Source organism: Salinimonas sediminis (assembly GCF_003429285.1).
GTDB lineage: Bacteria > Pseudomonadota > Gammaproteobacteria > Enterobacterales > Alteromonadaceae > Alteromonas > Alteromonas indica.
In genome coordinates this window covers 617,184-643,769 of sequence record NZ_CP031769.1, presented here as the reverse complement: position 1 = coordinate 643,769, position 26,586 = coordinate 617,184, and the positions used below count along the sequence as shown (strand labels likewise).

General features: G+C 48.7%; 25 protein-coding genes. 18 read left to right on the top strand and 7 right to left on the bottom strand.

Going from position 1 to position 26,586, the window contains the following annotated elements; all coding sequences use genetic code 11:
• Window positions 1-82: 82 nt before the first annotated feature.
• On the top strand, window positions 83-778 hold the full coding sequence (locus D0Y50_RS02915) for a PEP-CTERM sorting domain-containing protein (protein ID WP_117315414.1): 696 nt from the start codon (window positions 83-85) through the stop codon (window positions 776-778).
• 491 nt (window positions 779-1,269) lie between these two features.
• A complete protein-coding gene (locus tag D0Y50_RS02910; protein ID WP_133175088.1) occupies window positions 1,270-1,959 on the top strand; it encodes a PEP-CTERM sorting domain-containing protein in 690 nt (229 codons plus the stop codon).
• 58 nt (window positions 1,960-2,017) lie between these two features.
• Here D0Y50_RS02910 and D0Y50_RS02905 read toward each other — a convergent pair whose 3' ends face one another.
• Window positions 2,018-2,854, bottom strand: a complete 837-nt coding sequence (locus tag D0Y50_RS02905; RefSeq protein WP_108565478.1) for an HDOD domain-containing protein — start codon at window positions 2,852-2,854, stop codon at window positions 2,018-2,020.
• A gap of 353 nt (window positions 2,855-3,207) precedes the next feature.
• On the opposite strand from D0Y50_RS02905, the gene D0Y50_RS02900 reads away from it, so the two are divergent.
• Window positions 3,208-4,902, top strand: a complete 1,695-nt coding sequence (locus tag D0Y50_RS02900) for a dipeptidyl-peptidase 3 family protein (protein ID WP_108565818.1) — start codon at window positions 3,208-3,210, stop codon at window positions 4,900-4,902.
• A gap of 275 nt (window positions 4,903-5,177) precedes the next feature.
• Here the strand turns inward: D0Y50_RS02900 and D0Y50_RS02895 are convergent, their stop codons facing one another.
• The 4 genes from D0Y50_RS02895 to folB are packed head-to-tail and all read right to left on the bottom strand — an operon-like array spanning window position 5,178 to window position 7,241.
• Window positions 5,178-5,546: a histidine triad nucleotide-binding protein gene (locus D0Y50_RS02895; protein ID WP_108565479.1), complete on the bottom strand. Its 369-nt coding sequence runs from the start codon at window positions 5,544-5,546 to the stop codon at window positions 5,178-5,180.
• Window positions 5,547-5,586: 40 nt separating this feature from the next.
• Window positions 5,587-6,387 carry an undecaprenyl-diphosphate phosphatase gene (locus D0Y50_RS02890; protein WP_108565480.1) on the bottom strand — a complete coding sequence of 267 codons (801 nt, stop codon included), beginning with the start codon at window positions 6,385-6,387 and terminating at the stop codon, window positions 5,587-5,589.
• A 3-nt stretch (window positions 6,388-6,390) separates the two neighbouring features.
• Entirely contained in the window at window positions 6,391-6,891 is a 501-nt protein-coding gene (folK, locus tag D0Y50_RS02885) for a 2-amino-4-hydroxy-6-hydroxymethyldihydropteridine diphosphokinase (RefSeq protein WP_108565481.1), read from the bottom strand.
• Window positions 6,891-7,241 (bottom strand): dihydroneopterin aldolase, encoded by a 351-nt coding sequence (folB, locus tag D0Y50_RS02880; protein ID WP_117315412.1) that lies wholly within the window; start codon window positions 7,239-7,241, stop codon window positions 6,891-6,893. The genes folK and folB overlap by 1 nt, the downstream gene beginning before the upstream one ends.
• A gap of 127 nt (window positions 7,242-7,368) precedes the next feature.
• Between folB and plsY the strand changes: the two genes are divergently transcribed.
• Window positions 7,369-7,980: a glycerol-3-phosphate 1-O-acyltransferase PlsY gene (gene plsY / locus D0Y50_RS02875; protein ID WP_108565483.1), complete on the top strand. Its 612-nt coding sequence runs from the start codon at window positions 7,369-7,371 to the stop codon at window positions 7,978-7,980.
• A gap of 259 nt (window positions 7,981-8,239) precedes the next feature.
• Here the strand turns inward: plsY and D0Y50_RS02870 are convergent, their stop codons facing one another.
• Both D0Y50_RS02870 and tsaD read right to left on the bottom strand, forming a co-directional pair.
• The gene (locus D0Y50_RS02870) at window positions 8,240-9,478 is read right to left on the bottom strand and encodes an alkaline phosphatase family protein (protein WP_117315409.1); all 1,239 of its coding nucleotides are present in this window, start codon (window positions 9,476-9,478) and stop codon (window positions 8,240-8,242) included.
• A 99-nt stretch (window positions 9,479-9,577) separates the two neighbouring features.
• Entirely contained in the window at window positions 9,578-10,591 is a 1,014-nt protein-coding gene (gene tsaD, locus D0Y50_RS02865) for a tRNA (adenosine(37)-N6)-threonylcarbamoyltransferase complex transferase subunit TsaD (protein ID WP_108565485.1), read from the bottom strand.
• Window positions 10,592-10,828: 237 nt separating this feature from the next.
• Between tsaD and rpsU the strand changes: the two genes are divergently transcribed.
• The 14 genes from rpsU to D0Y50_RS02795 all read left to right on the top strand — a co-directional run bounded on the left by rpsU (window position 10,829) and on the right by D0Y50_RS02795 (window position 26,118).
• A complete protein-coding gene (rpsU, locus tag D0Y50_RS02860) occupies window positions 10,829-11,044 on the top strand; it encodes a 30S ribosomal protein S21 (protein WP_012517258.1) in 216 nt (71 codons plus the stop codon).
• 87 nt (window positions 11,045-11,131) lie between these two features.
• Window positions 11,132-11,578, top strand: a complete 447-nt coding sequence (locus tag D0Y50_RS02855; protein WP_108565486.1) for a GatB/YqeY domain-containing protein — start codon at window positions 11,132-11,134, stop codon at window positions 11,576-11,578.
• A gap of 81 nt (window positions 11,579-11,659) precedes the next feature.
• Entirely contained in the window at window positions 11,660-13,441 is a 1,782-nt protein-coding gene (gene dnaG, locus D0Y50_RS02850) for a DNA primase (RefSeq protein ID WP_117315407.1), read from the top strand.
• 255 nt (window positions 13,442-13,696) lie between these two features.
• Window positions 13,697-15,532 carry an RNA polymerase sigma factor RpoD gene (rpoD, locus tag D0Y50_RS02845; protein WP_117315405.1) on the top strand — a complete coding sequence of 612 codons (1,836 nt, stop codon included), beginning with the start codon at window positions 13,697-13,699 and terminating at the stop codon, window positions 15,530-15,532.
• A gap of 125 nt (window positions 15,533-15,657) precedes the next feature.
• Window positions 15,658-16,107 (top strand): GNAT family N-acetyltransferase, encoded by a 450-nt coding sequence (locus D0Y50_RS02840; protein WP_108565489.1) that lies wholly within the window; start codon window positions 15,658-15,660, stop codon window positions 16,105-16,107.
• Window positions 16,108-16,248: 141 nt separating this feature from the next.
• Window positions 16,249-17,241: an N-acetyltransferase DgcN gene (gene dgcN / locus D0Y50_RS02835; protein ID WP_232366442.1), complete on the top strand. Its 993-nt coding sequence runs from the start codon at window positions 16,249-16,251 to the stop codon at window positions 17,239-17,241.
• A gap of 2 nt (window positions 17,242-17,243) precedes the next feature.
• The gene (dgcA, locus tag D0Y50_RS02830; protein WP_332308375.1) at window positions 17,244-18,233 is read left to right on the top strand and encodes an N-acetyl-D-Glu racemase DgcA; all 990 of its coding nucleotides are present in this window, start codon (window positions 17,244-17,246) and stop codon (window positions 18,231-18,233) included.
• Between the two features lie 27 nt (window positions 18,234-18,260).
• Window positions 18,261-19,751: a sodium:solute symporter family transporter gene (locus D0Y50_RS02825; RefSeq protein ID WP_117315400.1), complete on the top strand. Its 1,491-nt coding sequence runs from the start codon at window positions 18,261-18,263 to the stop codon at window positions 19,749-19,751.
• Between the two features lie 141 nt (window positions 19,752-19,892).
• Window positions 19,893-20,531, top strand: a complete 639-nt coding sequence (gene tmpT / locus D0Y50_RS02820) for a thiopurine S-methyltransferase (protein WP_117315398.1) — start codon at window positions 19,893-19,895, stop codon at window positions 20,529-20,531.
• Between the two features lie 280 nt (window positions 20,532-20,811).
• Entirely contained in the window at window positions 20,812-21,396 is a 585-nt protein-coding gene (locus tag D0Y50_RS02815) for a YceI family protein (protein WP_218023553.1), read from the top strand.
• 283 nt (window positions 21,397-21,679) lie between these two features.
• Window positions 21,680-22,099 (top strand): NUDIX hydrolase, encoded by a 420-nt coding sequence (locus D0Y50_RS02810; protein WP_117315396.1) that lies wholly within the window; start codon window positions 21,680-21,682, stop codon window positions 22,097-22,099.
• A gap of 78 nt (window positions 22,100-22,177) precedes the next feature.
• Window positions 22,178-22,969 carry a class II aldolase/adducin family protein gene (locus tag D0Y50_RS02805; RefSeq protein ID WP_176582444.1) on the top strand — a complete coding sequence of 264 codons (792 nt, stop codon included), beginning with the start codon at window positions 22,178-22,180 and terminating at the stop codon, window positions 22,967-22,969.
• A gap of 34 nt (window positions 22,970-23,003) precedes the next feature.
• Entirely contained in the window at window positions 23,004-24,188 is a 1,185-nt protein-coding gene (locus tag D0Y50_RS02800; RefSeq protein ID WP_117315394.1) for a mandelate racemase/muconate lactonizing enzyme family protein, read from the top strand.
• Window positions 24,189-24,684: 496 nt separating this feature from the next.
• A complete protein-coding gene (locus D0Y50_RS02795) occupies window positions 24,685-26,118 on the top strand; it encodes an alpha-amylase family protein (RefSeq protein ID WP_117315392.1) in 1,434 nt (477 codons plus the stop codon).
• Window positions 26,119-26,586: the final 468 nt, after the last annotated feature.

Genomic DNA, 26,586 nt, shown 5'->3' with positions numbered 1-26,586 from the left:
ATTGATTTAAATAGTTTATAACTAATGGTCTAGTTATTGCTCTGCTAATACTTTTTTACTATAAGCAAAGGGAAGCTGTACTATGTTGCTATCACGCACTATCACTAAAAAAATAATGAGTGCCACACTGTTAACGATCGGTTTGCAGGGCGCGGTTAATGCCAGCGCTATTTATGATGAGGTTGATGACACCTTACGCCTGATAGATGTCAACCAGGATGTTGTCTACTTTACCGAAAGCTACACCAATGGTGTAGGCCGTTATACAGTAACGAACAATGTAGAAAACAGCGCTATTATTGGCTTTGGTGTCACCAATTTTAACACCACTGCGGCTATCGAATCAGATAACCAAAAAGGCATTTACGAAGATTTCGGTGGTGGCAATAATGACATTACCAGCTGGTACTATAACGCATTCACCCTGACCGCAGATAATTGGGACACGGCTGATTTGGGCTGGCAAATTGAGGGGACCGCCGCGCAATTATTCGGTGATGCCGAGACATTTTTCACAGAAGGCGAAAATACCCTGAACTGGTACTCCTCTAATGATGGGGCGCTGTATGGCGGCCTGACCTGGGATGGTTTTGTTTTTCTGGGTAACCTTCCGGCATCTTCCCTTTATGCCTTAGTTTATGACGAAACCTCTGATTCAGTATTCATGACGGATGCTATTGCGCCTCTTAATGCCACGGTGAGCAATGTCGACGAGCCGGCCATGATAGGAATGATGGCTATTTTGCTGGGCCTGGCGGGTTATCGCCGTAAGCGGTAACTACCTTCGATTGCGTGCCGGGTAACCAACACTACCTGCAAGGTTAACCTGGCATGCAAGTATCCTTACCTATACGCTTTGGATTTCTAGCGGCCTGGCACGATGACAAACCACAACGCTGTTTAATAAGCGTTACTTTCGAAGTGCTTTTACCCCTCCTCGGGCCGTCCTCATGACAGACGCTTTATTAAACCAATTACTTTTCCCGCTACTTTTTAGCAGTATGCATGGTGAACGGCCTCATCGGCGTATTAACCGTTATATTACCCATACCGTCTTTCTCTGTAAGGTAGTTAAGCCATAACGCAGCACATTGCAACTGCGATTAAAAATGCTAATGCTATCAGCTACATACTGTCGAACTTTTTTACACCAAGTCTAGTAATAAAGTGCTATATATTTGATATGTAACACTTTAGTGAAGATGGCGCTATTTTTGCTGTTCGCTGTTGAATTTTACTCACCGGAAAATAGCAGTAATGCAGCATACAATGAAAACAATAATAATAGGTTTAGCCAGTTTATTAGGCACTTTTAGCACGCAAGCCGCGTACATCTCCCCGCTTTTGATAGATTCCTCGTTACCGGAAATCTATTTTTCCGAGTCTTATTCAGATGGGATTGGCCGTTACACCGTAACCAACAATGTTGCTGGTAGCCAGCTATTAGGCTTTGGCGTTACTAACCACTTTACCTATGCGCATATCGAAGATACCCGCCGCCCAGGCATACTGACCCAATTGGGTTCTGGCGAACTGGATGGGGTGTCGTGGAATTACGAGGCCAAAACCATTCGCGCGCATAACTGGGCCGAGGAACAACTTTTTTATCGGGCCGTTAGAGGCACCTCAGCACAAGATTTATTGGGCGATATCGATAGTATTCTGGATGAGGATACGGAAAATACGCTTAACTGGTACGGCGCCACCACCTGGAAACATGCTATTGACCCAGACGCCGGGTTACTCGGTCTTCCAGGCGGCGTAAGCTGGGATGGTTTTGTTTTTACAGATGGCATTCCTGCCTCCCTGTTATATGGCGTGATCCTAAACGCAGATGGCAGCATTTTTATCACCCAGGGTGTAGCCCCCATGGGGGATGTGGCAATACAGGTAAGTGAACCGGGTATACTGACATTATTACTACTGGGTAGCGGGTTATTACTGCGGCGCAGAATATAGGCTGGCTGCAACAAAAAGCCCCGCGTTCGTCGCGGGGCTTTTTTGGTTCAGTTCGCCATCAGGCAAAAATTTGTTTGCCACTTTCTCTGGCTTCAATAAAGTCGGCTGAATCCAGGTCTGATACGTTTTGGACCACGCCCCGCTGAACCGCCAGATTCATTACTGCATCTTTTTGGCTGTCCATACGCCCAGACAGGGCAGCGCCTACCCGCACGAAGTCAATATAACTGACTTTATCGGGTATAAATGCCAGATCTTTCCAGTATTCGGTCACATCAATAAAGCCTTTATCAAACCCCCACACATTCATAATACTGGCCCCGATACGTCCAGACACTTTATCAATGGCATCATCTAAAAAGGTGGGGTTGGCAAACACTTCTTCATGGCGTTCTGCTTCGGTCAAAATAGGTAGCACGCCAATGTTATGAACCAACGCTGCCAAGGTCATTGTATCCAGGCTAAGCTCTCGGTTTTTGGTCGATTTGGTGTACATTTGCAGGGTGGCCAACGCATTGGCAACGACATTAATTGTATTGCCCCATTCACGCTTCATGTACTGGCCGACTAAATCGTTTTTAGACACAAATAGCTGTTCCATCGCCAGAGCGGTAGCAATGTTTTTAATCTGCCGCAAGCCAATGCGGGTTACCGCCTGATTGATTGACGTTACTTTGACTGCCCGGCCCAAATAGGCGCTGTTCGAAATTTTTATAATCCGGGCGGTGAGTGACGGGTCTTGCCCAATCACATCACCCATCGCATTTAAGTTAATATCAGGATCATCTGCCGCTTTACGTACTTTTAACGCAATCGCTGGCAGGGTGGGCAACACCAGGGTGTCATTATTGATTTTCTCTACCAGAATAGTGAGCAGTGCATTTTGTGTAGACATAGACCTACCTATCTCATTATGAAAAAACGCCAATGGCTGACAACTGTCATTGATGGCTTGTACATCAAAAATTATTGTCCGATCAGTCCTTTAAAGTATCCGATTGGCCAATGATCAGGATCTCTTTAAAATATATCAGTGAAATCGGGTATGCGCACCCTCACTTGCGATATTTTCCCTCATTAAGCCAAATTAGCTACACACTGGCGTAAACTTAGCGGGTTCGATATGCTGATCATTCAGGCGCTGCCCACACGCTACTGTATATTATGATAACAATCAAAACAGCGCTTTATTTGCGGTGGGGCAGCGCATATTGTGTGGCGCAAAACGACAAAATTAAGAAGATAATTATGCCTGTATTTACTACAAAAAGATGTTCAATGGCTGTGGCCGGCGCGTTGCTGGCTTTATCTGGCTGCTCAAAAGCCCCTCCAGCGGCTGATATTAACAATACCTCTTCCCCTGCCCAGCAGGACAATAGCCAGCAAACCTTGCTGGTGGACGAAAAACGCCTATCGATTTACCAGCCAGTAGAGCTGACCAGTGATCTAAGCCAATTCAGTGCTAAGCAAAAACAAATGATTAGCAAGCTGATTGATGCCGCTAAAATAATGGACTCGCTATTCTGGCAACAAGCTTTCCCGGGTGATAAAACCCAGTTTATCGATAATTTATCTTCCTCCTCCGTCCAGCATTTTGCGCAAATTAACTACGGCCCCTGGGATCGCTTAAATGGCGATGCAGCGTTTTTATCAGGCTATGATAGTAAACCTGCCGGTGCCGGTTTTTATCCGCAAGATATGACCAAAGCAGAATTTGAACAGGCCAGTATGGACAATAAAAAGGGCCTGTACTCGTTAGTACGCCGGGACGAAGGTGGCAAACTCTATACCCTGCCCTACTCCACAGCGTATAAAAAAGAACTAACCGAAGCGGCAGGTATACTTCGGGAAGCCGCCCAACTGGCCGAAGATGAAAGTTTTGCTAATTATCTCACGTTGCGTGCTGATGCTTTATTAAGTAACGACTATCTGGCATCTGATATGGCCTGGATGGATATGAAGACCAATCAGGTAGAGTTAGTCATCGGCCCTATTGAAACGTATGAAGACCAGCTATTTGGCTACCGCGCAGCATTTGAAGCCTACGTCCTGCTGAAAGATAAAAAATGGAGCGATAAGCTTTCTCGTTACGCTAAATTTTTACCTGAGTTGCAAAAAGGCTTACCTGTACCGGCCCAATATAAAGCAGAAACGCCAGGCTCTGATGCGGATTTGAACGCCTATGATGTGGTGTACTATGCTGGGCATTCCAATGCCGGCAGTAAAACTATCGCGATTAATTTACCCAATGATGAACGCGTACAACTGGAGAAAGGCACCCGCCGGTTACAGCTAAAAAACGCAATGCAGGCCAAGTTTGATCATATTCTGATGCCTATAGCCAACGAGCTGATTGTAGTGACGCAGCGCAAACATATTACCTTTGATGCGTTTTTCGCTAACACTATGTTCCATGAAGTCGCGCATGGACTGGGGATTAAAAATACCCTGGATGGCAAGGATACGGTGCGTGGTGCGCTCAAAGAGCATGCCTCTGCACTGGAAGAAGGCAAAGCCGATATCCTGGGCTTATACATGGTGCAAAGTTTGCTGGAAAAAGGTGAAATTACCGAAGGGGTACTGGAAGACTATTATGTAACCTTTATGGCAGGCATTTTTCGTTCAGTGCGGTTTGGCGCCTCTAGCGCTCACGGCAAAGCAAATATGATTCGCTTTAACTTTTTTGCTGAAAAAGGGGCATTTGAAAAAACGCCGCAGGGCACCTACCGGGTCAATATGGACAAAATGCGTGGCGCGGTAAAAGCGTTATCTCAGTTAATTCTTACCTATCAAGGAGACGGTGATTACGCAGGCGTATCTACTCTGGTGAAAGAGATGGGTATCATTAAGCCGGATCTGGCCAGCGATTTAGCCAAACTGGAAGCAGCCGATATTCCGGTAGATATTCACTTTACTCAAGGTAAAGAAGTACTGGGCTTATAGCCGCCGTGCGCCGGTTATGGTGAACTACCGGGTTAACCGACACCCGCTGAAACAGGTTTGTATAACACGGTTAGGCAGTGTGCAGGGTAGCCTCATTAGGGTATGAAAGAGGGAGAACAAGCCAGGCTGGTGGTTCGATGGCTATAGCCGATGTACCCCCTGCTTGCCGGTTTTTTTAGTCATCCGGTAGCCTTGCACTACCTTATACACGTTTAACTGATCGCATTGTCCAGCTGGCGTGTTAAAGATAAAAAAAGAGGCATCAGCCTCTTTTTTTATTCAAGATTTTTAGGTTTATCGGTATAGGGCGGCCAGCCTAATAGTTTGCCCCCCAAGACGTGCAGATGTATGTGATACACGCTTTGTCCGCCAAACTCATTACAGTTCATTACGGTACGAAAGCCCTCCTGGTCAATGCCCATCTCACGGGCGACCTTAGCGGCGACCAAGGTTAAGTGCCCCACCACCTGCCGATCATCTTCGGTAATATCGTTGATAGTGGCTATCGCTTTTTTGGGAATAACCAAAAAATGAACTGGCGCTTGTGGATTGATATCATTAAACGCCAAACAAACATCATCTTCATACACGATATCAGCCGGTATTTCCCGGTTAATAATCTTTGTAAAAATAGTCTCAGACATACTTTTATCCTTGTTGTTACAGAAGGTACCTTAATCGGTATCAGGCGAATACGAACCACAACAGTACCGCACCCAGCACTAGCCGGTAAATGACAAACGGCAACATACCAATACGGGAAATCCAGCTTAAGAACAAAAAGATACATGCATAAGCACTGACAAAAGAAAATGCTGCGCCATACAAGAGTGCACTCCAATCCACGACCTGAGCAGACTCTACCAACTCAAGTACCGATAAAGTACCCGCCCCTAAAATCACTGGAATTGAGAGTAAAAAAGAAAACCGGGCAGCGCTTTCTCGGTCAAAGCCCAACATGAGGGCGGCAGTCATGGTAATACCAGAGCGGGAGGTGCCCGGAATCAACGCCATAGCCTGAGCAATGCCGATAATTACGGTATCTTTTAGCGTCAGGGCGGATAATACTTTGGTATGCCGGGCTGCTTTATCGGCGTACCAAAGTAACAATCCAAATACAATCGTGGTACAGGCAATAATAAGGGCCGAACGTCCATTCAGCTCTATCCAGTCTTTGAATACAAAGCCTGCAATAACTGCCGGTATAGTAGCAATTGCCACAAACCACGCCAGTTTACTGTCTTGGGTCTGATTGCGGGTAAAGCCATGTTGTAGCCAGGCCGCAATCATTCGGCCTATGTCGTTGCGAAAGTAAATCATTACCGCCAGCAAGCTGCCCACATGTACTGCTACATCAAATGCTAATCCCTGACTAACCCAGCCCAGTAATTCAGCGGGTAGAATAAGGTGTGCAGAACTACTTATAGGGAGAAACTCAGTAACTCCCTGGATAATTGCAAGTATGATAATTTCAAAAAGCGTCATCGCTTATACGTCACTCCATGTAAAGTCGACAGGCCACAGACGTTGAGCAGTTTTATCGTATTCCTGCCACAACTGTCGGTAGGTTTTTCCGGTAACCGGATGAATATCAGCCGGGACCAATTCAGCTAAAGGCTGCAGTACAAATGCATTGTACAGAATTTCTTCTCTGGGCAGGACAATAGGTTGGCGTATTATTACCTGATTAAAGGTCAATAGATCCAAATCCAACGTACGGGAACAAAACTTTTTCTCGCTGTGGGTTCGCCCATTATCTCGCTCAATACGCTTTAAGATGTCGTTAACTTGCGTCACCTCCAGTGGCGTATAGGCCTTCACTATCAGGTTGTAAAACGCCGAGCCATTAAACCCCACAGCTTCACTTTCATACACACCCGAACAGGATATATCGCTAAATTGACGGTCTAATGACGCCAACCCCGCGCGGGTATATTTTTCCCTTTCAATGTTCGAGCCAACACTGATGAGAACTTTGTTTAATGTCATTATCGAGAAGCAGAGATAACGACAGTGACAGCCTTAGCATCAGGCAAAATATCGGGTTTGGTGATTGCCAGCGTAATACTGTTTATTGCAAACCGCTGTAATACGGCATGGCAAATAGCATGCCCCAGGGCTTCAAGCAATTCAAAACTGGCTTGGGCGCCTTGCTGCTGCACAAATTCGGCAAGTTTGGCATAGTCAATAGTGTCATCTACCGCATCGGATAGCCGGGCCTGGGACAAATCAGCTGTGATGGTAATATCGAACAATAGCGTGGTAGGTCGCGTGCGTTCCCAGTCATACACACCTATCAGGCTATTGACCTGCAGGCCGGTGATTTTTATTTCTTCCATATCTTCTTTAGCTGTATACGGGTTAAAAGGGGGTATCGCAGCCGTGCTGCTTACACCGAATTACTGGCGCATTGGTATGCTTTTTAGTAGTGTGGCCCAAGTGTAACCTGAACGTCGGCAGTATGACATGCTCCCCATGACAATTTTGATGGTATGCGTAGCCTATTTGTGCGGTTCATTGTCCAGCGCAGTGATTATTTGCCGACTTTATGGGCTGCCCGACCCGCGTACCACTGGATCGCAGAATCCGGGGGCGACCAATGTGTACCGGCTGGGCGGCAGAGTGCCCGCAGCATTGGTTCTGGTGATGGATATATTAAAAGGCACCATTCCGGTGTATTGCAGTTACTGGCTGGATATTGCGCCGGTATACCTGGGCCTGGTGGCTATCGGCGCGTGTTTGGGCCATATTTTCCCCCTGTACTTTGGTTTTAAAGGGGGTAAAGCCGTAGCGACAGCATTTGGTGCTATGCTTCCGGTAGGCCTTGAGTTAGCCGGACTATTGATTGTAAGCTGGTTTATTGGCTTATTTATATGGGGTTATTCTTCCCTGGCCGCCATTCTTGCAGTGGCGCTGGCGCCCTTATTTACCTGGTTTATAAAACCAGATTACACCCTGCCGGTCGCCATGCTGGCATTACTGATTATTGTTCGGCACAAAGCCAATATTCAACGGCTGCTTAGTGGAACTGAACCCCGGGTATGGGATAAACGCGGTAAATTAAAGAACGATAGGTAAGCGGAGCCATCATACCGACGCCACAAGGGTGCGTAGTGGTGTCGCCGGGCCAGTTGTCGGCACTAAATAGGATCGCGGGCAAAGATATCCATCCGTTAAAGCAATCACTGTTACTTGTGCCATTGTGACCAAGCGCAATAGCTACCCGTAATAGCTAACCGCAATAGCCTCATGCTATTCTCCGGCGCGCTTTTTACCGTAATAATGTGGGTAAATTACTGTAATCTCGCAGCCTGCTTGCTGCCATCTCATTAATAGCTTAATGCAATCCTGCTGCCAGCTTATCCAGTTTACCGTCTATCTTATTAAGTAAAGGTAACCCCATTATTTGCGCCAGTGCCGGATAGATCTCCAGATTATTGAATTTATCCAGCACCTTGCCTTGTTTAAAGGCCGGCCCGGCGGCTACAAATACTGCGCCCATATCCGGATGCTCAGGTAAATAGCCATGTCCGCCAGGGTCTAAGGGGGTATCAGCAGTGTCGGCAAAGCGACGTCCGGCCTCTACCTGCAATAGGATATCGCCGGCCAGTGTGCGGTTGTCCATATGGTACTGTTGACGCATGGCTGCACTTAACACAGTAAATCCCAGGGCAGACTGTTGGTTAAGGCGGGTAGCCAGCGCCCTGATTTCGCTGGCTGGCGTGGCGGATCGCGCATAAATATGCAACTGCGATCCATTATTGACCCACGCGAACTGCGTTTTATCGATAGCCAACTGGCTCACTACTACCGCGGCTTTCGGCTTAACCTCTAACATACCGTGGTCCGATACCAGTACCAAATTGACCGCCACAGGCAAAGCCTGTAGCCGCTCATATAATTGTCCGATCAATGCATCCATACGCTGTACGGCCTGCGCAGTTTGCGAACTTTGGGGGCCATACTCGTGGCCATATGTATCCACCAACGAAAAATAACCAGCCACAAATTGCGGGCGGGACGCTGCAGGCAGGCTTAACCAATTAACTATCTGGTCAATGCGCTGCTGATAGTCAGCATATTTTGAATAATGATAATGATAGGTCGGCGCTAAACCATTAATGCGTGCATCGGACTCTGGCCAGAAATAGGTAGCAGCTTTATTGCCATGTAGCTCTACCAGGTTCCATAAAGGGATACCGGATAACCAACTGCTATCGGTAAAACCTTTGCCCATGTGATAATTCGCATAGCCCTGTTCACCCGGCCGCTGTTTATCCAAAAATGCGTTATTCACTATGCCATGATGCTTCGGCAATAAGCCGGTGACAATGGAAAGGTGATTAGGGAACGTATTAGCCGGGTAAACCGGTGTCAGGCTTTTAGCCCGCACCCCTTGATCGGCAATGGCAGCGATCCGGGCGGCCTGATGTAACTCAATATAATCATGCCGAAAGCCATCAATAGAGATAAGTACTACATGCTGAACATTCTCTGCAGCCCGCTCGCTAGCATAGACACTACCCGCGAGTACCAAACCAATTAACAGACTGACTATATTCCATACCCGCAACATACTAACGGCATCCTCTACCTAATTAAGCCTCTTTGATGAACGCTATCACTCTGCGATGACAAGCTGATGACCATGTGATAGCGCCAGGGGTGGGGCCGATTAAACGGGCGGCAGCGTATCTAATGCCCACCGAGGCTTCGCTGAAGCCGACAATGGTGTATGTTGGCCAGCTTTAAGGCGCTGCATTCCGGCATAGGCAATCATGGCGCCATTATCAGTACAAAACGCCAGACTGGGATAAAACACCTCGCCATTTAATTGCTTCATTAGCGCCGCCATTTTATCTCGTAGCCGGGTATTTGCACTTACCCCACCGGCAATCACCAGACGTTTCATGCCGGTTTGCTTTAGCGCTCGGCGGCATTTGATTAACAGCGTATCGACCACCGCTTCTTCAAAGGCGTAAGCTATATTTGCCTGGGTTTGCGGGGCGTTATCTGCATCCCGGATTGTATTTGCGGCAAAGGTTTTTAAACCACTAAAGCTAAAATCCAGGCCAGGCCGATCGGTCATCGGCCGGGGAAATTTATAGTGGCCGGGCTCGCCCTGCTCTGCCAGTTTGGCTAACAGGGGGCCGCCCGGGTAATCCAGGCCCAACAGCTTCGCCGTTTTATCAAACGCTTCACCAGCGGCATCATCAATCGACTCTCCAAGTACCTCATAGCGACCGATGCCCTGCACATTCACCAACATTGAATGTCCCCCGGATACCAGCAAGGCGATAAAGGGAAAAGCGGGGGCATTTGCTTCAAGCATCGGAGCAAGTAAGTGCCCTTCCATATGGTGTACCCCTACCGCAGGGATATTCCAGGCGTACGCCAGCGATCGTCCAACTGACGATCCTACCAATAATGCTCCCATTAAACCCGGCCCCTGGGTAAAGGCGATCCCATCCAGATCGCCAGGCACGGTATGCGCATCAGCTAACGCTTTATTGATTAGCGGAACGATTTTGCGAACGTGATCTCTGGAAGCAAGTTCAGGTACCACACCGCCATAGTCGGCATGCAGCTTAACCTGTGAATAGAGTTCGTGGGAGAGCAGCCCCTGGTCATCGTCGTATACCGCTACGCCGGTTTCATCGCAGGAAGTCTCTATACCCAGTATGCGCATAATGTTAAGATCCGGTTGATTCAGTGGATTGGAATATGCCGCAGAGTTTACCGTTATTGCACAGCACTGGGAATGGTGAAGGTGATTTTTTGCCATAAACTGTCTATTTTTTGACAATTGCGGCTTTACATTTGCCGTGCGAATGATTAGAATTTCGCACCATTTTTAACCCGGGTGCCCTTTTGTGTACAACATTTCGCCCCGGTCCAACAGCAAAAATTTTGAGGTGAGAACTTAATGCCCATCGTTAAAGTTAGAGAGAACGAGCCGTTTGACGTCGCGCTTCGTCGTTTCAAGCGTTCTTGTGAAAAAGCCGGTGTTCTGTCCGAAGTACGTCGTCGTGAATTCTTCGAAAAGCCGACTTGGGAACGCAAGCGCAAGAAAGCTGCCGCGAAAAAACGTCACTTGAAAAAGCTGGCTCGCGAAAACGCTCGTCGCGTTAAACTCTACTAAGATAGTATTGGCTTTCAAAGGTGCCCTAAGGCACCTTTGTCGTTTTTACAGTCTGCGTTTTTTACTTTTATTGTCAGGTGTACACGCATGGCGCTAATTGATGATTTAAAAGACGCGCAAAAAGATGCAATGCGCGCCAGAGATAAAGTGCGGTTGGGCACTATTCGTATGGCCGTCGCAGCAATCCGTCAGCGCGAAATCGATGAGCAGATCACACTAGATGATGCCGCTGTCCTCGCTATATTAACCAAAATGGTTAAACAGCGTTTAGACGCCGCCTCTCAGTATGACGCTGCAAATCGTCCCGAGCTGGCAGAAACCGAACGGGCAGAAATTGCCGTGATCGAATCCTTTTTGCCACAACCATTAAGCGATGAAGAGCTCAATACGCTTATTGATGATGCGATGTCTCAAACTGGTGCCACCGGCATGCAGGATATGGGCAAAGTAATGGGTTTATTAAAGCCCAACGTTCAGGGGCGCACCGATATGGGCACGCTGAGCGCAAAAATCAAGGCACGCTTGAACGCCTAATGTTATGGATGCAACCGGCAACGGTTGCGTCCTGTTTTCAGCTTGTTAAAGTAACCTCATTCTTCTTTTCGAACTTTCTTCATGGCCGGAAAAATACCGCGGGATTTTATTGACGATCTGTTATCGCGTACAGATGTGGTCGATATTGTTGATGCCCGGGTCAAACTTAAAAAAGCAGGCAAGAACTATCAAGCTTGTTGTCCCTTTCATAATGAAAAATCCCCTTCGTTTACGGTAAGTCAGGATAAACAGTTTTATCACTGCTTTGGCTGTGGTGCCCATGGCAATGCCATATCCTTTTTGATGGAATTCGATCGGCTGGAATTTGTGGAAGCCATCGAAGAGCTGGCGCGCCATCATGGCCTTGAAGTGCCTCGGGAAAAAGGCGGTCCACCACCGGTCAGCGAAGCGAAAAAACAGCAGCAGGAAGACGACTATGCGTTGATGGAAAAAGTCACCCGCTTTTTCCAGCATCAGTTGCGAAGCCACCCCAATAGCCATCACGCCATTGATTATTTAAAAGCACGGAGGCTATCGGGCGATATTGTTAAGCAGTGGGAAATCGGCTATGCCCCCAGCGAATGGGACGGTGTATTAAAAGCATTTGGTACCACCCCAGGTCGTATTCGCCAGTTAATTGACTTAAAACTGGTAAACCAGAACGATAATGGTAAACAGTACGATTTTTTTCGCGATCGTATTATGTTTCCGATCCGCGATCGCCGGGGCCGCGTGGTGGGGTTTGGTGGGCGAATCATGGAAGGTAACAGTGGGCCTAAATACCTTAACTCGCCCGAGACCCGTATTTTTCATAAAGGCCATGAACTGTTCGGGTTTCACCAGGCTCGGCAAAAAAACCGTAGCCTGGACCAGGTCATTATTGTCGAAGGTTATATGGATGTGGTGGCGCTAAGTCAGTTTGACATCAATAACGCCACCGCAGCACTGGGCACGGCGACCACGCCGGAACATTTACAGCTGTTAACCCGTTCAACCAATCATATTGTATGTTGTTATGACGGTGATAACGCTGGTCGACAGGCCGCATGGCGGGCACTTGAAAACGCCCTTCCCGCGCTTAAAGATGGGGTTAAGCTAACCTTCTTATTTTTACCTGACGGTGAAGATCCCGACACGATGGTGCGTAAGGTTGGGGCCGAAGCGTTTATGGCCTTAACCAATCAGGCTTTGCCGCTCTCGCGATTCTTTTTTGAAAGTCTGTTGAAAGCGCATGAAGCAGGCACGCCGGAAGGTAAGATGGCGTTGAAAGCAGCCGCCACCCCTCTGATTGATACCGTGCTGGGCGAAAATCAGAAGCTGCTGTTACGTGAAGAGCTGGCTAAACATACCGGCGAGTTCGACCGCTTTCGATTACAGCATGACATTGCCCAGGCGAATCAACCTGGCGGGCGCACGGCCAACCGTAAATTTGAAACGGTCAATAAAACGCGTCAATCGCCGGTACGTATGATGGTGCGATTGCTGCTAGATACGCCCTCGCTGGCCGCACAATGCGAAGATGTGGTGCCCCAGATGCTGGCCAACAGTGGTATTAGTGGGATGGGCTTGCTGTTGGATATACACCAGTATTGTCAACAGCAACCGGGCGCAAAAACCGCCCAGGTCATTGAAAACTTCCGCGACCATCCCCATTCATCTGTCATCGCAAAGTTACTGATGCAGGAACACCTGGTCAGCGAACAGGAAGCCAGCCGGGTTTATGTAGATAGTTTTGCCCGGCTGTTGGATTGGCATTTTGATAGTAGAATTGAGACGTTGATCTCACGTTCCCGGGTTCAGCCACTTAGCCGTGCTGAAAAAGAAGAGCTTACCATGCTCATGAAGGAACGGCAGGCAACATGAGGGTTTCAGCCCTTTTTTCTGCTTAAAAAACATGCCGTGAGCCTAGTAAACATAGTGGTTTTAATGTTATACTGGTCAATTCGCTGCGAGCTTACGTAGATAAGTAGCAGAGCATTTTTCAACCGAAAACAGACCGTTTTAACGGTTCTGACAGGTGCGGTAACAAGACGACAGCAAGCATAGCTACGCCGCTTCAGGCGGTGGTTCGGGCGTGCTTTTTTGCTTAATTAATACAATGTGAGAAGTGTAGGTTCTATGGCGCAAAGCAAGCAATCTCAGATTAAACTCCTGATTGCAAAAGGTAAAGAGCAAGGTTACTTAACTTTTGCAGAAGTAAACGACCACCTGCCGCAAGACATCGTCGACTCTGATCAGATCGAAGATATCATTCGCATGATTAATGATATGGGCATTCAGGTGTCTGAGTCCGCTCCGGATTCAGATGAACTGCTCATGCAGGATAACACTGCGGACGAAGATGCTGCTGAAGCTGCTGCCCAAGCCTTGGCGACGGTAGAGAGTGAAATTGGCCGCACCACTGACCCGGTTCGCATGTATATGCGTGAAATGGGCACGGTTGAACTATTAACCCGCGAAGGCGAAATTGAAATCGCCAAACGCATTGAAGATGGCATAAATCAGGTTCAGTGTTCTGTTGCTGAATACCCTGAAGCGATCACTTACCTGCTGGAACAGTGGGATCTGTTTGAAGCAGAAGAAATTCGTCTGGGCGATATTATTTCGGGGTTTGTTGACCCGGATGATGATCGCGATCTGGCCCCTACTGCAACGCATATCGGATCGGAGTTATCTGAAGCAGAGTTGAAGGACGAAGATGAAGAAGATGACGACGACGATGATGAAGATGAAGAAGATAGCGGCGTAGATCCGGAACAGGCCCGTGCCAAGTTTGGCGAGCTGCGGGACCAGTATATCCGTACCCGTGACGTTATCGAAACGCAGGGCCGCGCGCATGCAGATTCGCGTAAAGAAATTACTGCCCTTAGCGACATTTTCAAAGAGTTCCGCTTAGTACCTAAACAATTCGATCGCATGGTAAAAAACATGCGCGATATGATGGACAAGGTACGTATTCAGGAACGCTTGGTAATGAAGTTTTGCGTAGTTAACGCAAAAATGCCGAAGAAAGAGTTTATTAAAGTGTTTGCCGGCAATGAAACCTCATCAGACTGGTTACACGTGGCGATTGCTAACGGCAAAGGATATAGCGAAGCGTTAGGTAACTTTAAAGAAGATATCGAGCGTTGCATCTCGAAGATGAACCAGGTTGAACAAGAAACTGGTTTGGTGATTGCTGATATTAAAGATATCAACCGTCGCATGTCTATCGGTGAAGCAAAAGCCCGCCGGGCGAAGAAGGAAATGGTAGAAGCCAACCTTCGGCTGGTTATCTCGATTGCGAAAAAGTACACCAACCGAGGTTTGCAGTTCCTGGATTTGATTCAGGAAGGTAATATCGGCTTGATGAAAGCGGTAGATAAGTTTGAATATCGCCGTGGTTATAAATTTTCAACGTATGCTACATGGTGGATTCGTCAGGCGATCACCCGGTCTATTGCTGACCAGGCCCGCACCATTCGTATTCCGGTGCATATGATTGAAACTATTAACAAGCTTAATCGTATATCACGCCAGATGTTGCAAGAGATGGGTCGCGAGCCAAGCCCTGAAGAATTATCTGAACGCATGGTAATGCCGGAAGATAAAATTCGTAAGGTGCTGAAAATTGCCAAAGAGCCAATTTCGATGGAAACTCCGATTGGTGATGATGAAGACTCTCATTTAGGCGACTTCATCGAAGATAGCACGATCATCCAGCCTCTGGATTCGGCTACCGGCGGCAGTTTGAAGAATGCCACTCAGGAAGTACTGGCAGGGCTGACCGCTCGTGAAGCTAAGGTACTTAGAATGCGGTTTGGTATCGATATGAACACCGACCACACGCTGGAAGAAGTAGGTAAACAGTTTGATGTAACCCGCGAACGGATTCGTCAAATTGAAGCCAAAGCGCTGCGCAAGTTGCGCCATCCCAGCCGTTCAGAGCAGCTTCGCAGCTTCCTGGACGAATAGCCCTAAAGTGATAATAAAAGCCCGCATAATGCGGGCTTTTTTGTGCCTGCCATTTTTATGTGGGTTTGCTAGTATGCGTAGCGGGTATCGCACTTAGTGATTGGTTAAATTAAGGAAACAGCTAGATGATTGAATGGCAATGGGCCACGCTAGATACGCTTAGCCCCCACGCGGTACATGCAATGTATGCCCTGCGTCAACAAGTCTTTGTATTAGAGCAAACCTGCTTATACCCGGATATCGATGCCGCTGACCTGACTGCCCATCATTTGTTAGGCTGGCAGGGTACTACTTTGGCGGCGTATGCTCGGGTATTACCCGCTGGTACAAAATACTCGGAGCCCGCCATGGGCCGGGTGGCTACGCTGGCCCCGTACCGCGGTACCGGATTAGGTAAAGCCTTAGTCGCTCAAGGTATTGCGCGGGCCGAGCATCACTACCCTGGGACTGGCTTGCGTATCTCAGCTCAGCAATATTTAATTCATTTTTATCAACATTTTGGCTTTGTAACCGAAGGCGAACCCTATGATGAGGATGGAATAGCGCATATTGAGATGCGGCTGGCGCCGGTTTAATGCCATGACAGCCGGTTTACCAGCATGCTGATGCGCTCAAGCCCCCTGTCAGTAAGCCAGGCGTAACGTGCAAATTGCTGGCGTCATGGTTATGCTGATAGGCGTATTGATACAACACATTTTTTAACCAAGGAAATTCGCGTGCTAAAGCCTCCCTATTTATTATTTATCGGTGATGCAACCGACCCCTTAAGTATAAAAATGGCCCGCAGCGCCGCTGATTGGCGTCCGGAGAAATGTATTGGTGAATACCGTTTAGCGGGTTGCGAGGTAACCACCGGTTGCCCGGCGATGTCTATTGCGCAAGCTGTTGAATTAGGCGCACAGAGTTTTGTACTCGGTTTTGCTAACAGCGGAGGGCATTTGGATGAGCGCTATCTGAGCCATGTGATGGCCGCGCTGGATGCAGGTATGGACATTATCAGTGGCCTGCATGACAAACTAACCAACTATCCTGAACTGGTTAACAAAGCTCGGGAAATGAATGCCCAGCTTATCGACATTCGCCATCCTACTACGCGTTTTTCCACCGGCCGTGGTCATAAGCGCACCGGCAAACGCCTGTTAACCGTAGGCACCGATTGTTCGGTAGGAAAAATGTATACTTCGCTCAGTATCACCCGCTATATGCACCAACAAGGCATGCACGCCACATTCAGAGCTACGGGCCAAAGTGGCATTCTGGTGGCAGGTGAAGGTGTGGCTATTGATTGCGTAGTAGCTGATTTTATCTCTGGTGCAGCCGAGTCATTGAGCCCGGATAACGACCCGCAACACTGGGATATTATAGAGGGCCAGGGGTCGCTATCTCATCCGGCTTTTGCAGGTGTTAGCCTGGGCTTACTGCACGGCTCTCAGCCTGATGCGCTCATCATCTGTCATGCCCTAAACCGTAGCCACATGCGTGCGCTGCCACATGTTCCCCAACCTACGCTTGAACATACTATCGAGCTGAACCTGACCGCAGCCAGGCTAACCAATCCGAATGTCTTTGTAGCAGGAATTGCAGTTAATACATCGTCGGTGAGCGATGATGAAGCCTTGGCCTGGTGTCGCAAAACCAGCGAACAGCTGGGCTTGCCCTGCGCCGATCCGGTGCGCCATGGTGTCGCTGAGCTGGTTGCCCGGTTATGAGTATGCAGTGGCGCGCGTACCATGAAAGCCTGCCATTGGCCCGTGAATTTCGTATATCCCGTGGCGCGAAAACCCATGCAGATGTAATTGTAGTCGAGGTTTCCCAGCATGGTGCAACCGGGCGAGGTGAAGCAGTACCTTACGCCCGCTATGGGGAATCCATTGACCAGGCTTTAGCGCAACTTCAACGGGTGGCTCCCCGGCTGACCGATATCAGCATGCATAGCGACCTGCCGCAGCTGTTGGAAGCCGGGGCAGCCCGTAACGCCCTAGACTGTGCATTGTGGGATTTAACCGCCAAACTGCGCCATACCCCCGTAAGTGAGCTGATTGGCTTTACCCCTCCTCGCCACTGCCTGACCGCGCAAACCGTCAGTGTTGGCCCGCTTGAGCAGATGCGCGAAGAAGCGCTTAGTTTGGGCCAGGCGCAACTGATCAAGGTCAAACTCGACCCCGAATCCGTGGTAGACAAAATTCGCGCCATACATCAGGTATGCCCTACCAGTCAGTTTATTGTGGATGCGAATGAGGGGTGGACCCTAAAATTGTTAGAGCAAGTTGCGCCCCAACTTAGCAGCATGAACGTGGCCCTTATTGAACAGCCGCTACCGGCCCATGATGATGAACTACTGGCGCATTATCGTGGCCCCGTCCCACTGTGTGCGGATGAGTCTTGCCATACGGCCGCTACATTACCCAGCCTTAAAAACAAATACCAGGCCGTAAATATAAAGCTGGATAAAACCGGTGGTTTAACTGAAGCGGTTGCGCTATATCAGGCTGCCAAGGCCCAAAACTTTTCCGTAATGGTAGGTTGTATGGTGGCCTCATCGTTGGCCATGGCTCCGGCGTTTTTACTCTGCCAGGGGGCAGATTTTGTTGATCTGGATGGGCCAATTCTCATAAAACAGGATCGACCAAACGGTTTTATCATTGAAAACGGCATCATGCGTAACCCTGCTCAGCTATTATGGGGTATGGGTTCGGACTAATGTAATACTGTAAACAAGGACGCTCACATGGCAACACTGGATTACCTGATTATTGGCACCTACCTGGCGGGCTTGCTGCTATTAGGCGGAGTGTTTCGCCAGCAAACCTCAAAACAGGATTACTTTTTAGGCGGACGCAGTTTATCGTGGCCCGCTCTGTCGTTATCGGTCATGGCCACCCAGCTTTCGGCGGTTAGCTTTATTTCGGCCCCGGCCTTCGTAGGTTTACGCGAAGGCGGCGGATTGGTATGGCTTTCTTATGAGCTGGCGCTGCCAGCGGCGGTAGCGATTCTGTTATGGCGTTTATTGCCCTCGTTACACCGCGCCGGAGTGGTTAGCGTTTATGACTACCTGGAACAGCGGTTTTCCCGCTCAACCCGCATTCTAATCAGTTTTGTCTTCCAGTTAAGCCGCTCCTTTGCTACGGCTATTATGATTTACGCTATCTCGCTGATATTGCAGGGCACCATTGGTATGCAACAGTGGCATGCTATTGTACTGATAGGCGTTATTACCCTGGTTTATTCTTCTATGGGGGGCATGAAAGCCGTGGTATATGGAGATGCCGCCCAGATGCTACTGATTATTGCTGGCGCCGCGGTATGTTTATGGATAGGTCTGGAGGAAGCCGGGGGGATGGATAATATTCTAGCCATGGTAGACCCAGCCAGATTGCAAGCCGTTAATATTGATAGTTTTGGCACGCAGGGCGCAGACTTCGGTTTGTTGCCTATGTTGTTTGGCGGCATTGTGTTATATGCCTCGTATTATGGCTGTGACCAGTCTGAAGCGCAGCGTTCGCTGTCCAGCCGTAACATCAAAGATATGCGCAAAATGTTGTTAAGCGTTGCCCTACTGCGCTTTCCTATCACTGCATTGTATTGCGCCACCGGCTTGGTAATTGGCACCTTATTTTTGAACGATCCGGCGCTGATGGCCCAGATTCCTGACGATAAAGCGGACTGGATGATGCCGGTATTTATTGTGCAATACCTGCCCAGCGGCATGGTGGGCTTTTTGGTCGTGGCCATTATGGCCGCAGCCATGTCCTCGTTAAGCTCAGCAATAAATAGTCTGGCGGCGGTGAGTGTAGAAGACATATCGCGTTTAAGAGGGCGTGAGCTGGACAACCAGGCCTATCTGAAACATGCACGAATAGCGGGTATTATGTGGGGCCTTATTACCCTGATTTTATCCCTGTACGCGGGTGATATAGCACCTACCGTCATAGAAGCTATCAATAAGATTGGCTCAGTATTTTATGGGCCGGTCCTGGCCACATTTTTACTGGGTATACACTCGCGGCGTGTGTCTGCCTTGGCCGTAAACATTGCATTAGTATGTGGGGTGTTGAGCAATATACTGTTATGGTTAACCGATGCTCCGTTATTCTGGTTTTGGTGGAATTTAACCAGCTTTACCATCACGACTATTACCGGTCTGGTATTACGCTATTGGTTGCCGGTGGACAGCGCGAGTAAGTTACCTTCGGTGCGCGGGCAGGCGCTATTACCTTAGGTTGCTTAGTGATATGGAGCGTCGTGTTAACCATCTTTTGCATTTATTTACCGGATATTTTACCGCGCGGATAGTGTCCTTTCGCGCGGGTGATATGTACTTTGTGATTCAAGCAATAACCTTAATGGTCAGGAGACCCCCATGGACGCCAGTTTCTGGCAAAAAAAATGGGAAACCAATGATATTGGTTTTCATGAAGCCGACTATAACCCCGGCCTCACCCGGCATCTCGATAAACTGGGCCTGAACACAGGTAACCGGGTATTTGTGCCGCTCTGCGGTAAAACCCGGGATATACGCTATTTAATGGAACAGGGCCTTAAAGTAGTGGGCGCGGAACTTAGCGAATTGGCGGTAAAGCAATTGTTTGAAAGCCTGGGGATTACTCCAATGGTTGAAGACAGACTTGAGGGAAAGTCCTATACGGCGCAGGGCATTCAGATATTTGTAGGCGACCTGTTTGCCCTTACAGCCAATGATATTGGTAAGGTCGAGGCAATATACGATCGCGCGGCCTTGGTAGCCTTACCGGGTGAGGTACGGCAGCGCTATACCCAGCATCTTTGCACGCTTACCGGCAATGCGCCGCAGTTGCTCATTTGCTTTGAGTATGATCAAAGCCAAATGGATGGCCCACCGTTTAGTGTTCCACCCGAAGAGGTTAAACACCATTATAGTGCGGTTTATCGGCTTCAACAGGTGCAAAATAGCCCGGTTAAAGGCGGGCTGAAAGGTCGTTGCGAGGCCATGACCCAAGTTTGGTTGCTACAGCCGCAATAGACTGGCGGGCCAGCCCCATTGCCCATCCCGCTGGTAGGCGTATGAGATGGGCTAATCCATCGCCCTATAATTCGCTCTAGCCCCCTACACTCTAATCCACTCGTGATGGGCCGCTACCGGCATCAGGTTGGACAGCCACGCTACGCGGCCCGCTTCATTCGTTTTTTTGCATCAAGCCATCTTATATTTTCAAACAATTCTAACTGAACCGATGCGGTACATTGGTGCTACTAATAGGCACACCATTGAGCGTTACGTTCTCATCTCACAAGGATTACTTATGATGCAATATAAAAAAGCGACGATCGGCCTGGCCATGCTAAGCGGGTTAACTGCCCTTAGCGCTATTGCCGAACCTATGCAATACAATATAGATGCCGACCACACCAGTGTAGTTGCTTCGTGGGAGCATTTTGGATTTTCCCATCCGACTGCAACGTTCGACGACGCCTCGGGCGTAATCACCTTTGACGATGAAAACCCACAAGCATCCAGCATCTCGGTGACACTTCCTGTCGCGACGGTGGATAGCTACGTGGAAAAGCTGACAGAAGAGTTTTTGGGTAAAGACTATTTCAATACGGACGCTTACCCGGATGCAACGTTTAAGAGCACCAAAGTAGTAGCTACCGGCGATAATAGCTTTGAGGTTCATGGCGATTTAACCATCAAAGGTACAACCAAGCAGGTCATGTTCGAAGCTACCCTGAATAAGCAGGGCGAGCATCCTATGACGAAAAAACAAGCCATCGGGTTTGACGCCCATACTACGATTATGCGTTCGGACTTTGGCGTAGATAAATACGTACCGAATGTATCGGACGAAGTTATGCTGCGAATTACTACTGAGGCCCAGGCTAAGTAGGGCTTACCTGGCTTAGCATAGCTAATGTGTAGGCAAGCCGCAGCGCAGCTGTGTCTTGCCTTTTTGGCATCTATCTCGAGTTTTTTACTGTTCTGTTTGTCCCACCATAGTACTATCTTCGTAGATTGAGCGTTAACTGAGCCAGAACATGGATTGTGCTGTGATACCACGCGCGCGTTCCCGCGTAGCGTTATTTCTTTTTTTTCGTTATCCGGGGTTATTGTTCCTGAGTCTGCTTACTGCCTGCCATGGACAACCCTCCCCACCTGCAAGCTGCCGTAGTGTGGCGGAAGCGCTAGCCGAAGAAGCCGTTTATGCCGCTTGTATTGTGCCGGTGGGTGATGCCATCTTGATGTTGCAGCGTGAGAGAACATTAGCCCTGCCTTCTGGCGCGCGAGGGCCGTCAGAAAGTAGTCAATGTGCGGCCCACCGTGCAGTATGGCAAACTACCGGCATCAACGTTGAAGTGCGTTCCTATTTAGGACACTGGCGCGGTGATACCGCGGTCTTTGCGTGCCAGGAATATGCAAGCCTCGCCCGCTGGCCAAACGCTGTTACCATCAACCACAACCAGTTAATAAAAATATCACCGTTTTTACTGCAACATAATCAGCTGAACGAACCGGATTTGCTAGTGCCGTTGCGCGGCTATTTTAACCAGGCGACCCAGGCCCTAAGCCAGCCCCTATCGGGAATGGAATAACATAGCGCAAACCCGAGTTGTGCCGGTTCGCGGGGTTTGATATTTTTTGTGACTATCCGCTGATGTTCTGTTAACCCTATGAGTGTAACTGTGTTTGAGCTAAATAATGAAAGTATCAAAGGCCAGGTAAGCGAAGCTGAATGGCAAACCCGGATAGACCTGGCGGCCTGCTATCGCTTAGTGGCCGAGATGGGCTGGGGAGATCTTATTTACACCCATATATCAGCAAAAGTACCCGATAGTGAACATTATCTGGTCAATGCCTTTGGGCTGGCCTTTGAGGAGGTCACGGCTTCCAACCTGGTGAAAGTGGATTTGCAGGGCAATGTGCAACCCATTGGCGAACGTGCGATTACTGCTACTATTAACCCGGCCGGATTTACCATTCACAGCGCTATTCATGAAGCTCGTAGCGACGCCAAGTGTGTGTTACACCTGCACACTAAAGCAATGATCACCGTGGCCTCGCTAAAAGACGGGTTACAGCCCTGGAGCCAGTATTCCTTATTTTCGCTGCCTTCATTGAGCTATCACGACTACGAAGGGTTGGCGGTAAACGATGACGAACGAGCGCGTTTACAACACAATCTGGGAACCACAAATCATATGTTACTGCCGAACCATGGCGGGCTTACGCTGGGCCCGACGGTGGGCGATGCCTTTATGCGCTTTTATGATTTACAACGCGCTTGCGAAATTCAGCTGGAGCTGATGAGCAGCAACCGTGAGGTCATTGCCATACCCGAACCTATTGTGGCCAACATTTATCATCAGGCAAATGTAGTACATGCTGGCGCCACCGGTGGCCAGAAAGCCTGGCCAGCGATGTTGCGAAAAGCCTGGCGCCTGGACCCTGGTTTTTGCCAATAAATGGCTTCCATGCTAACGAATTAAGGACCCACCAATGAAAGTAACCAAAGTTGAAATTTTTGATATTGAATGTCCCGAGCGCCCGCCATGGAATCCGGTTTTTGTGCGTATTTATACTGATGAAGGAATTACCGGTGTAGGTGAAGCCGGGTTAGCCTACGACCTGGGACATAGCGCTGCCGCCCACATGGTAAAAGAAATAGCCGAAGCCATGGTCATTGGCTGGAACCCGTTTAACACCGAACACCTGTGGAGCCGCATGCTACGCGAAAGCTTCTGGGGATTGGGCGGCGGCCCTGTGGTCTATGCCGCCATGAGTGCCATCGACACGGCACTATGGGATATTCGCGGCAAAGCGCTAGGGGTGCCGGTATATCAGCTATTGGGGGGCAAAACCAACGATAAGCTACGTTGTTACGCCAGCCAGTTGCAGTTTGACTGGGACAGCGAAATTACCAAGCTTATTCAGCCCGAGGAATATGGCCGTGCGGCAGAAAAAGCGATGGCCGATGGCTATACCGCGGTAAAAGTCGATCCCATCGTGTATGACAAAGATGGGGTAACCCACTTTGACCGTACTAAATTATTTTCCCGAGCTGAAATGAAATTGTTCAAAGCGCGTTTGCAAGCTATTCGCGACGCTATGGGTGACGAGGGTGACATTATATTTGAATGCCACAGCCTGTTAGGAGCTTCAACGGCAATTCAACTGGGCGAAATGGTGGAAGAGATCGGCTGCATGTATTACGAAGAGCCGGTGAATTACCTTAACGCCAAACTACACGATAAAGTCGCCAAACGGGTAAATGTGCCCATTGCCGGCGGCGAGCGCTTGTATAATCGGTGGGATGTTCGGCCTTATTTAGAAGACCAGTCGGTTGACGTATTACAGCCGGATGTAGGGTTGTGTGGTGGCTTTACGGAAACCAAAAAGGTGTGTGACTATGCTGATATCTACGATGTACGGATTCAGGCTCATGTATGTGGAGGCCCGGTAGCCACCGCCGCCAGCTTGCATCTGGAAACCGCTATTTCTAACTTTTTAATTCATGAACATCACACGTATGCCACCAAATCGTGGAACCGCGAACTGTGTATTCAGGACCCGCAACCTAAGGATGGCTATATCAGTGTGTCAGAAGAACCCGGTATTGGCATTGAACTGAATGACGACATTGTATATCGCTCACCTCATATGACCGTTACAGCGTTGAAATAACAGCGTCAGATAAGTGAATACGGTGTAAAACAGGCGCGCTTTAGCGCCTGTTTTTGTATGCTTTGTTACCCCTGACTGCCCTGTCAGCCCATCCCTATGGTATAGCCCTGTCTAACGGCGCCAGGTACAGTTGTCTTTGCCGCTACTTGCCTGCGTCAAACCAAGTTGCTTCAATTACACGCTTTTTCGTTACACCATATTTGCTAACCTGAACCCATGCGTTTGGAATTGGCTACAGTAAATGGTCTGGTAACTTGCGTAGTAAACTTGTATTGCATTACACGCTTCTCGCTCCCAAAGTGGCCCTCATGTTCACCGCTATACATTCGCTTTATTCATTTTATTGTATAACGGTTCGGCAGAAGCCGGGCCCAGCAGGCTGGGCGCCGCTACGCTAACAAATTCTATGAATACGTATGCAGTTTATGTCATTAATGATAATTAAATGTAAACATAATGTTTCATCACGAGCGTTAATTAACATCAGGATGGGGACATGAAAATTACATTTAAAGCAAATCACACACTACGCAAATTGGCGTTGGGACTGGCGGTTTCTACCGGCCTGGCTGGTGCCCCGGCGCAAGCCGATGTCATCTTACATGCATTCAACTGGCAATATGACGAGGTTGCCAACAAGGCTTCGGAAATAGCCGCATTGGGATATAAAAAAGTGCTGGTATCGCCGGCCTATAAGTCTACCGGTGACCAGTGGTGGGCACGTTACCAGCCCCAGGATTATCGGGTGATTGATAATCCGCTGGGAGACACTCAGGATTTCGCCCAAATGGTTCAGGCGTTGAATGCACAAGGTGTAGAAACCTACGCTGATATTGTGTTTAATCATATGGCGAATGAAGCTTACAAACGCAGCGACCTGAATTATCCAGGCACTGATATATTAAATCAGTATGCCGCTAATATGGCCTACTATTCAGGTATCACTTTGTTTGGCGATGTTAGTAACGGGCTATTCGGGGGTGGCGATTTTCATGGTACAAACGACCCCAATGGGCCGCAATGCATCAGCAATTATTCAGATGTTGGCGATGTGCAATATAATCGTTTATGCGGTGCGCCACCCGATCCAGGGCTGCCTGATTTAGACGCCAGTAACTGGGTTACCGAACAGCAAAAAAGTTACCTCAGCGCATTAAAACAGCTCGGCGTTACCGGGTTTCGGGTAGATGCAGCCAAGCATATGACAAATTACCATATTAATCAGGTGTTTGATGCTGAGATAAAAAACAATACTCACATTTTCGGCGAAATTATTACCACCGGCGGCGCTGGCTCTGCCGAGTATGATAATTTTCTGGCCCCCTATTTAAGCCAGACAGGTCATGCTGCGTATGACTTCCCCCTATTTTCTCAAATCCGAAGTGCATTTAGCCTGTCAGGTTCAATGAACGCGCTGGTTGACCCTGGTGCCTACGGTCAGGCGCTACCTGGTGGTAAAGCCATCACGTTTAGCGTGACGCATGATATTCCACTTAACGATGGTTTTCGCTATCAGTTACTCGACCCCACCGATGAATATTTAGCTAACGCCTTTATTCTGGGCCGGGACGGCGGTGTGCCGTTATTGTATTCGGACCATAATGAAAGTGGCGATAACCGTTGGAACGGCTTGTACAATCGTAGCGATGTACGAGCTATGGTGGCATTCCATAATGGGGTGCAGGGACGTGGCATGCAGGTGCTTAACAATAATGATTGTGTTTTATTATTTCAGCGTGAACATGTCGGTGTGGTGGGCATCAATAAGTGCGGCGACGGCCAGGATGTATGGGTAGATACTTCCGCCGCCGGGCTATGGTGGAACCGCCGCTACGAGGATACGCTAAGCAATGATGTACAAACCATTACCAGCCAGTGGCACAAGTTCTATTTGCCTGCTCGCCAGGCCAGGATGTGGCTAATGCAATAGCCATTACCAACAGGTACTTGTCGCTGCTATGGCAAACACAGACTGCTAGCGTTTCGGCGCACCGGGATACAGCAGTAAGCCTGTCACAACAGTTCACCGCTACATCAGGCGCAGCGCTATACCGTTGTTTTTAGCCTGCCCTGCTGTAGTGGTACAACGTACGATCGTAAAATGACAAAAACTACCAGTATGCCCGTAGACATCTCCATCAACCTGAAGATAGGGCACTAACCTGAAGCTAGGGCACTAACCTGAAAATAAATATCCGGAATATCCACTGCACTGACGTATGCTTTGGCTGGTAGTTTATACCTAGCAAGCCAGACCACTATACCTAACAGGCCAGACAACTGGGCGTTCCAGGCAAAAGCCGGACGTGAAGTGTAATGACAAAACTGCCACATTTGGTGGCTTACTAAGCATACCACCAGCCGGCTGTGGTACAACTAACTGGCATTAACTTAGGGT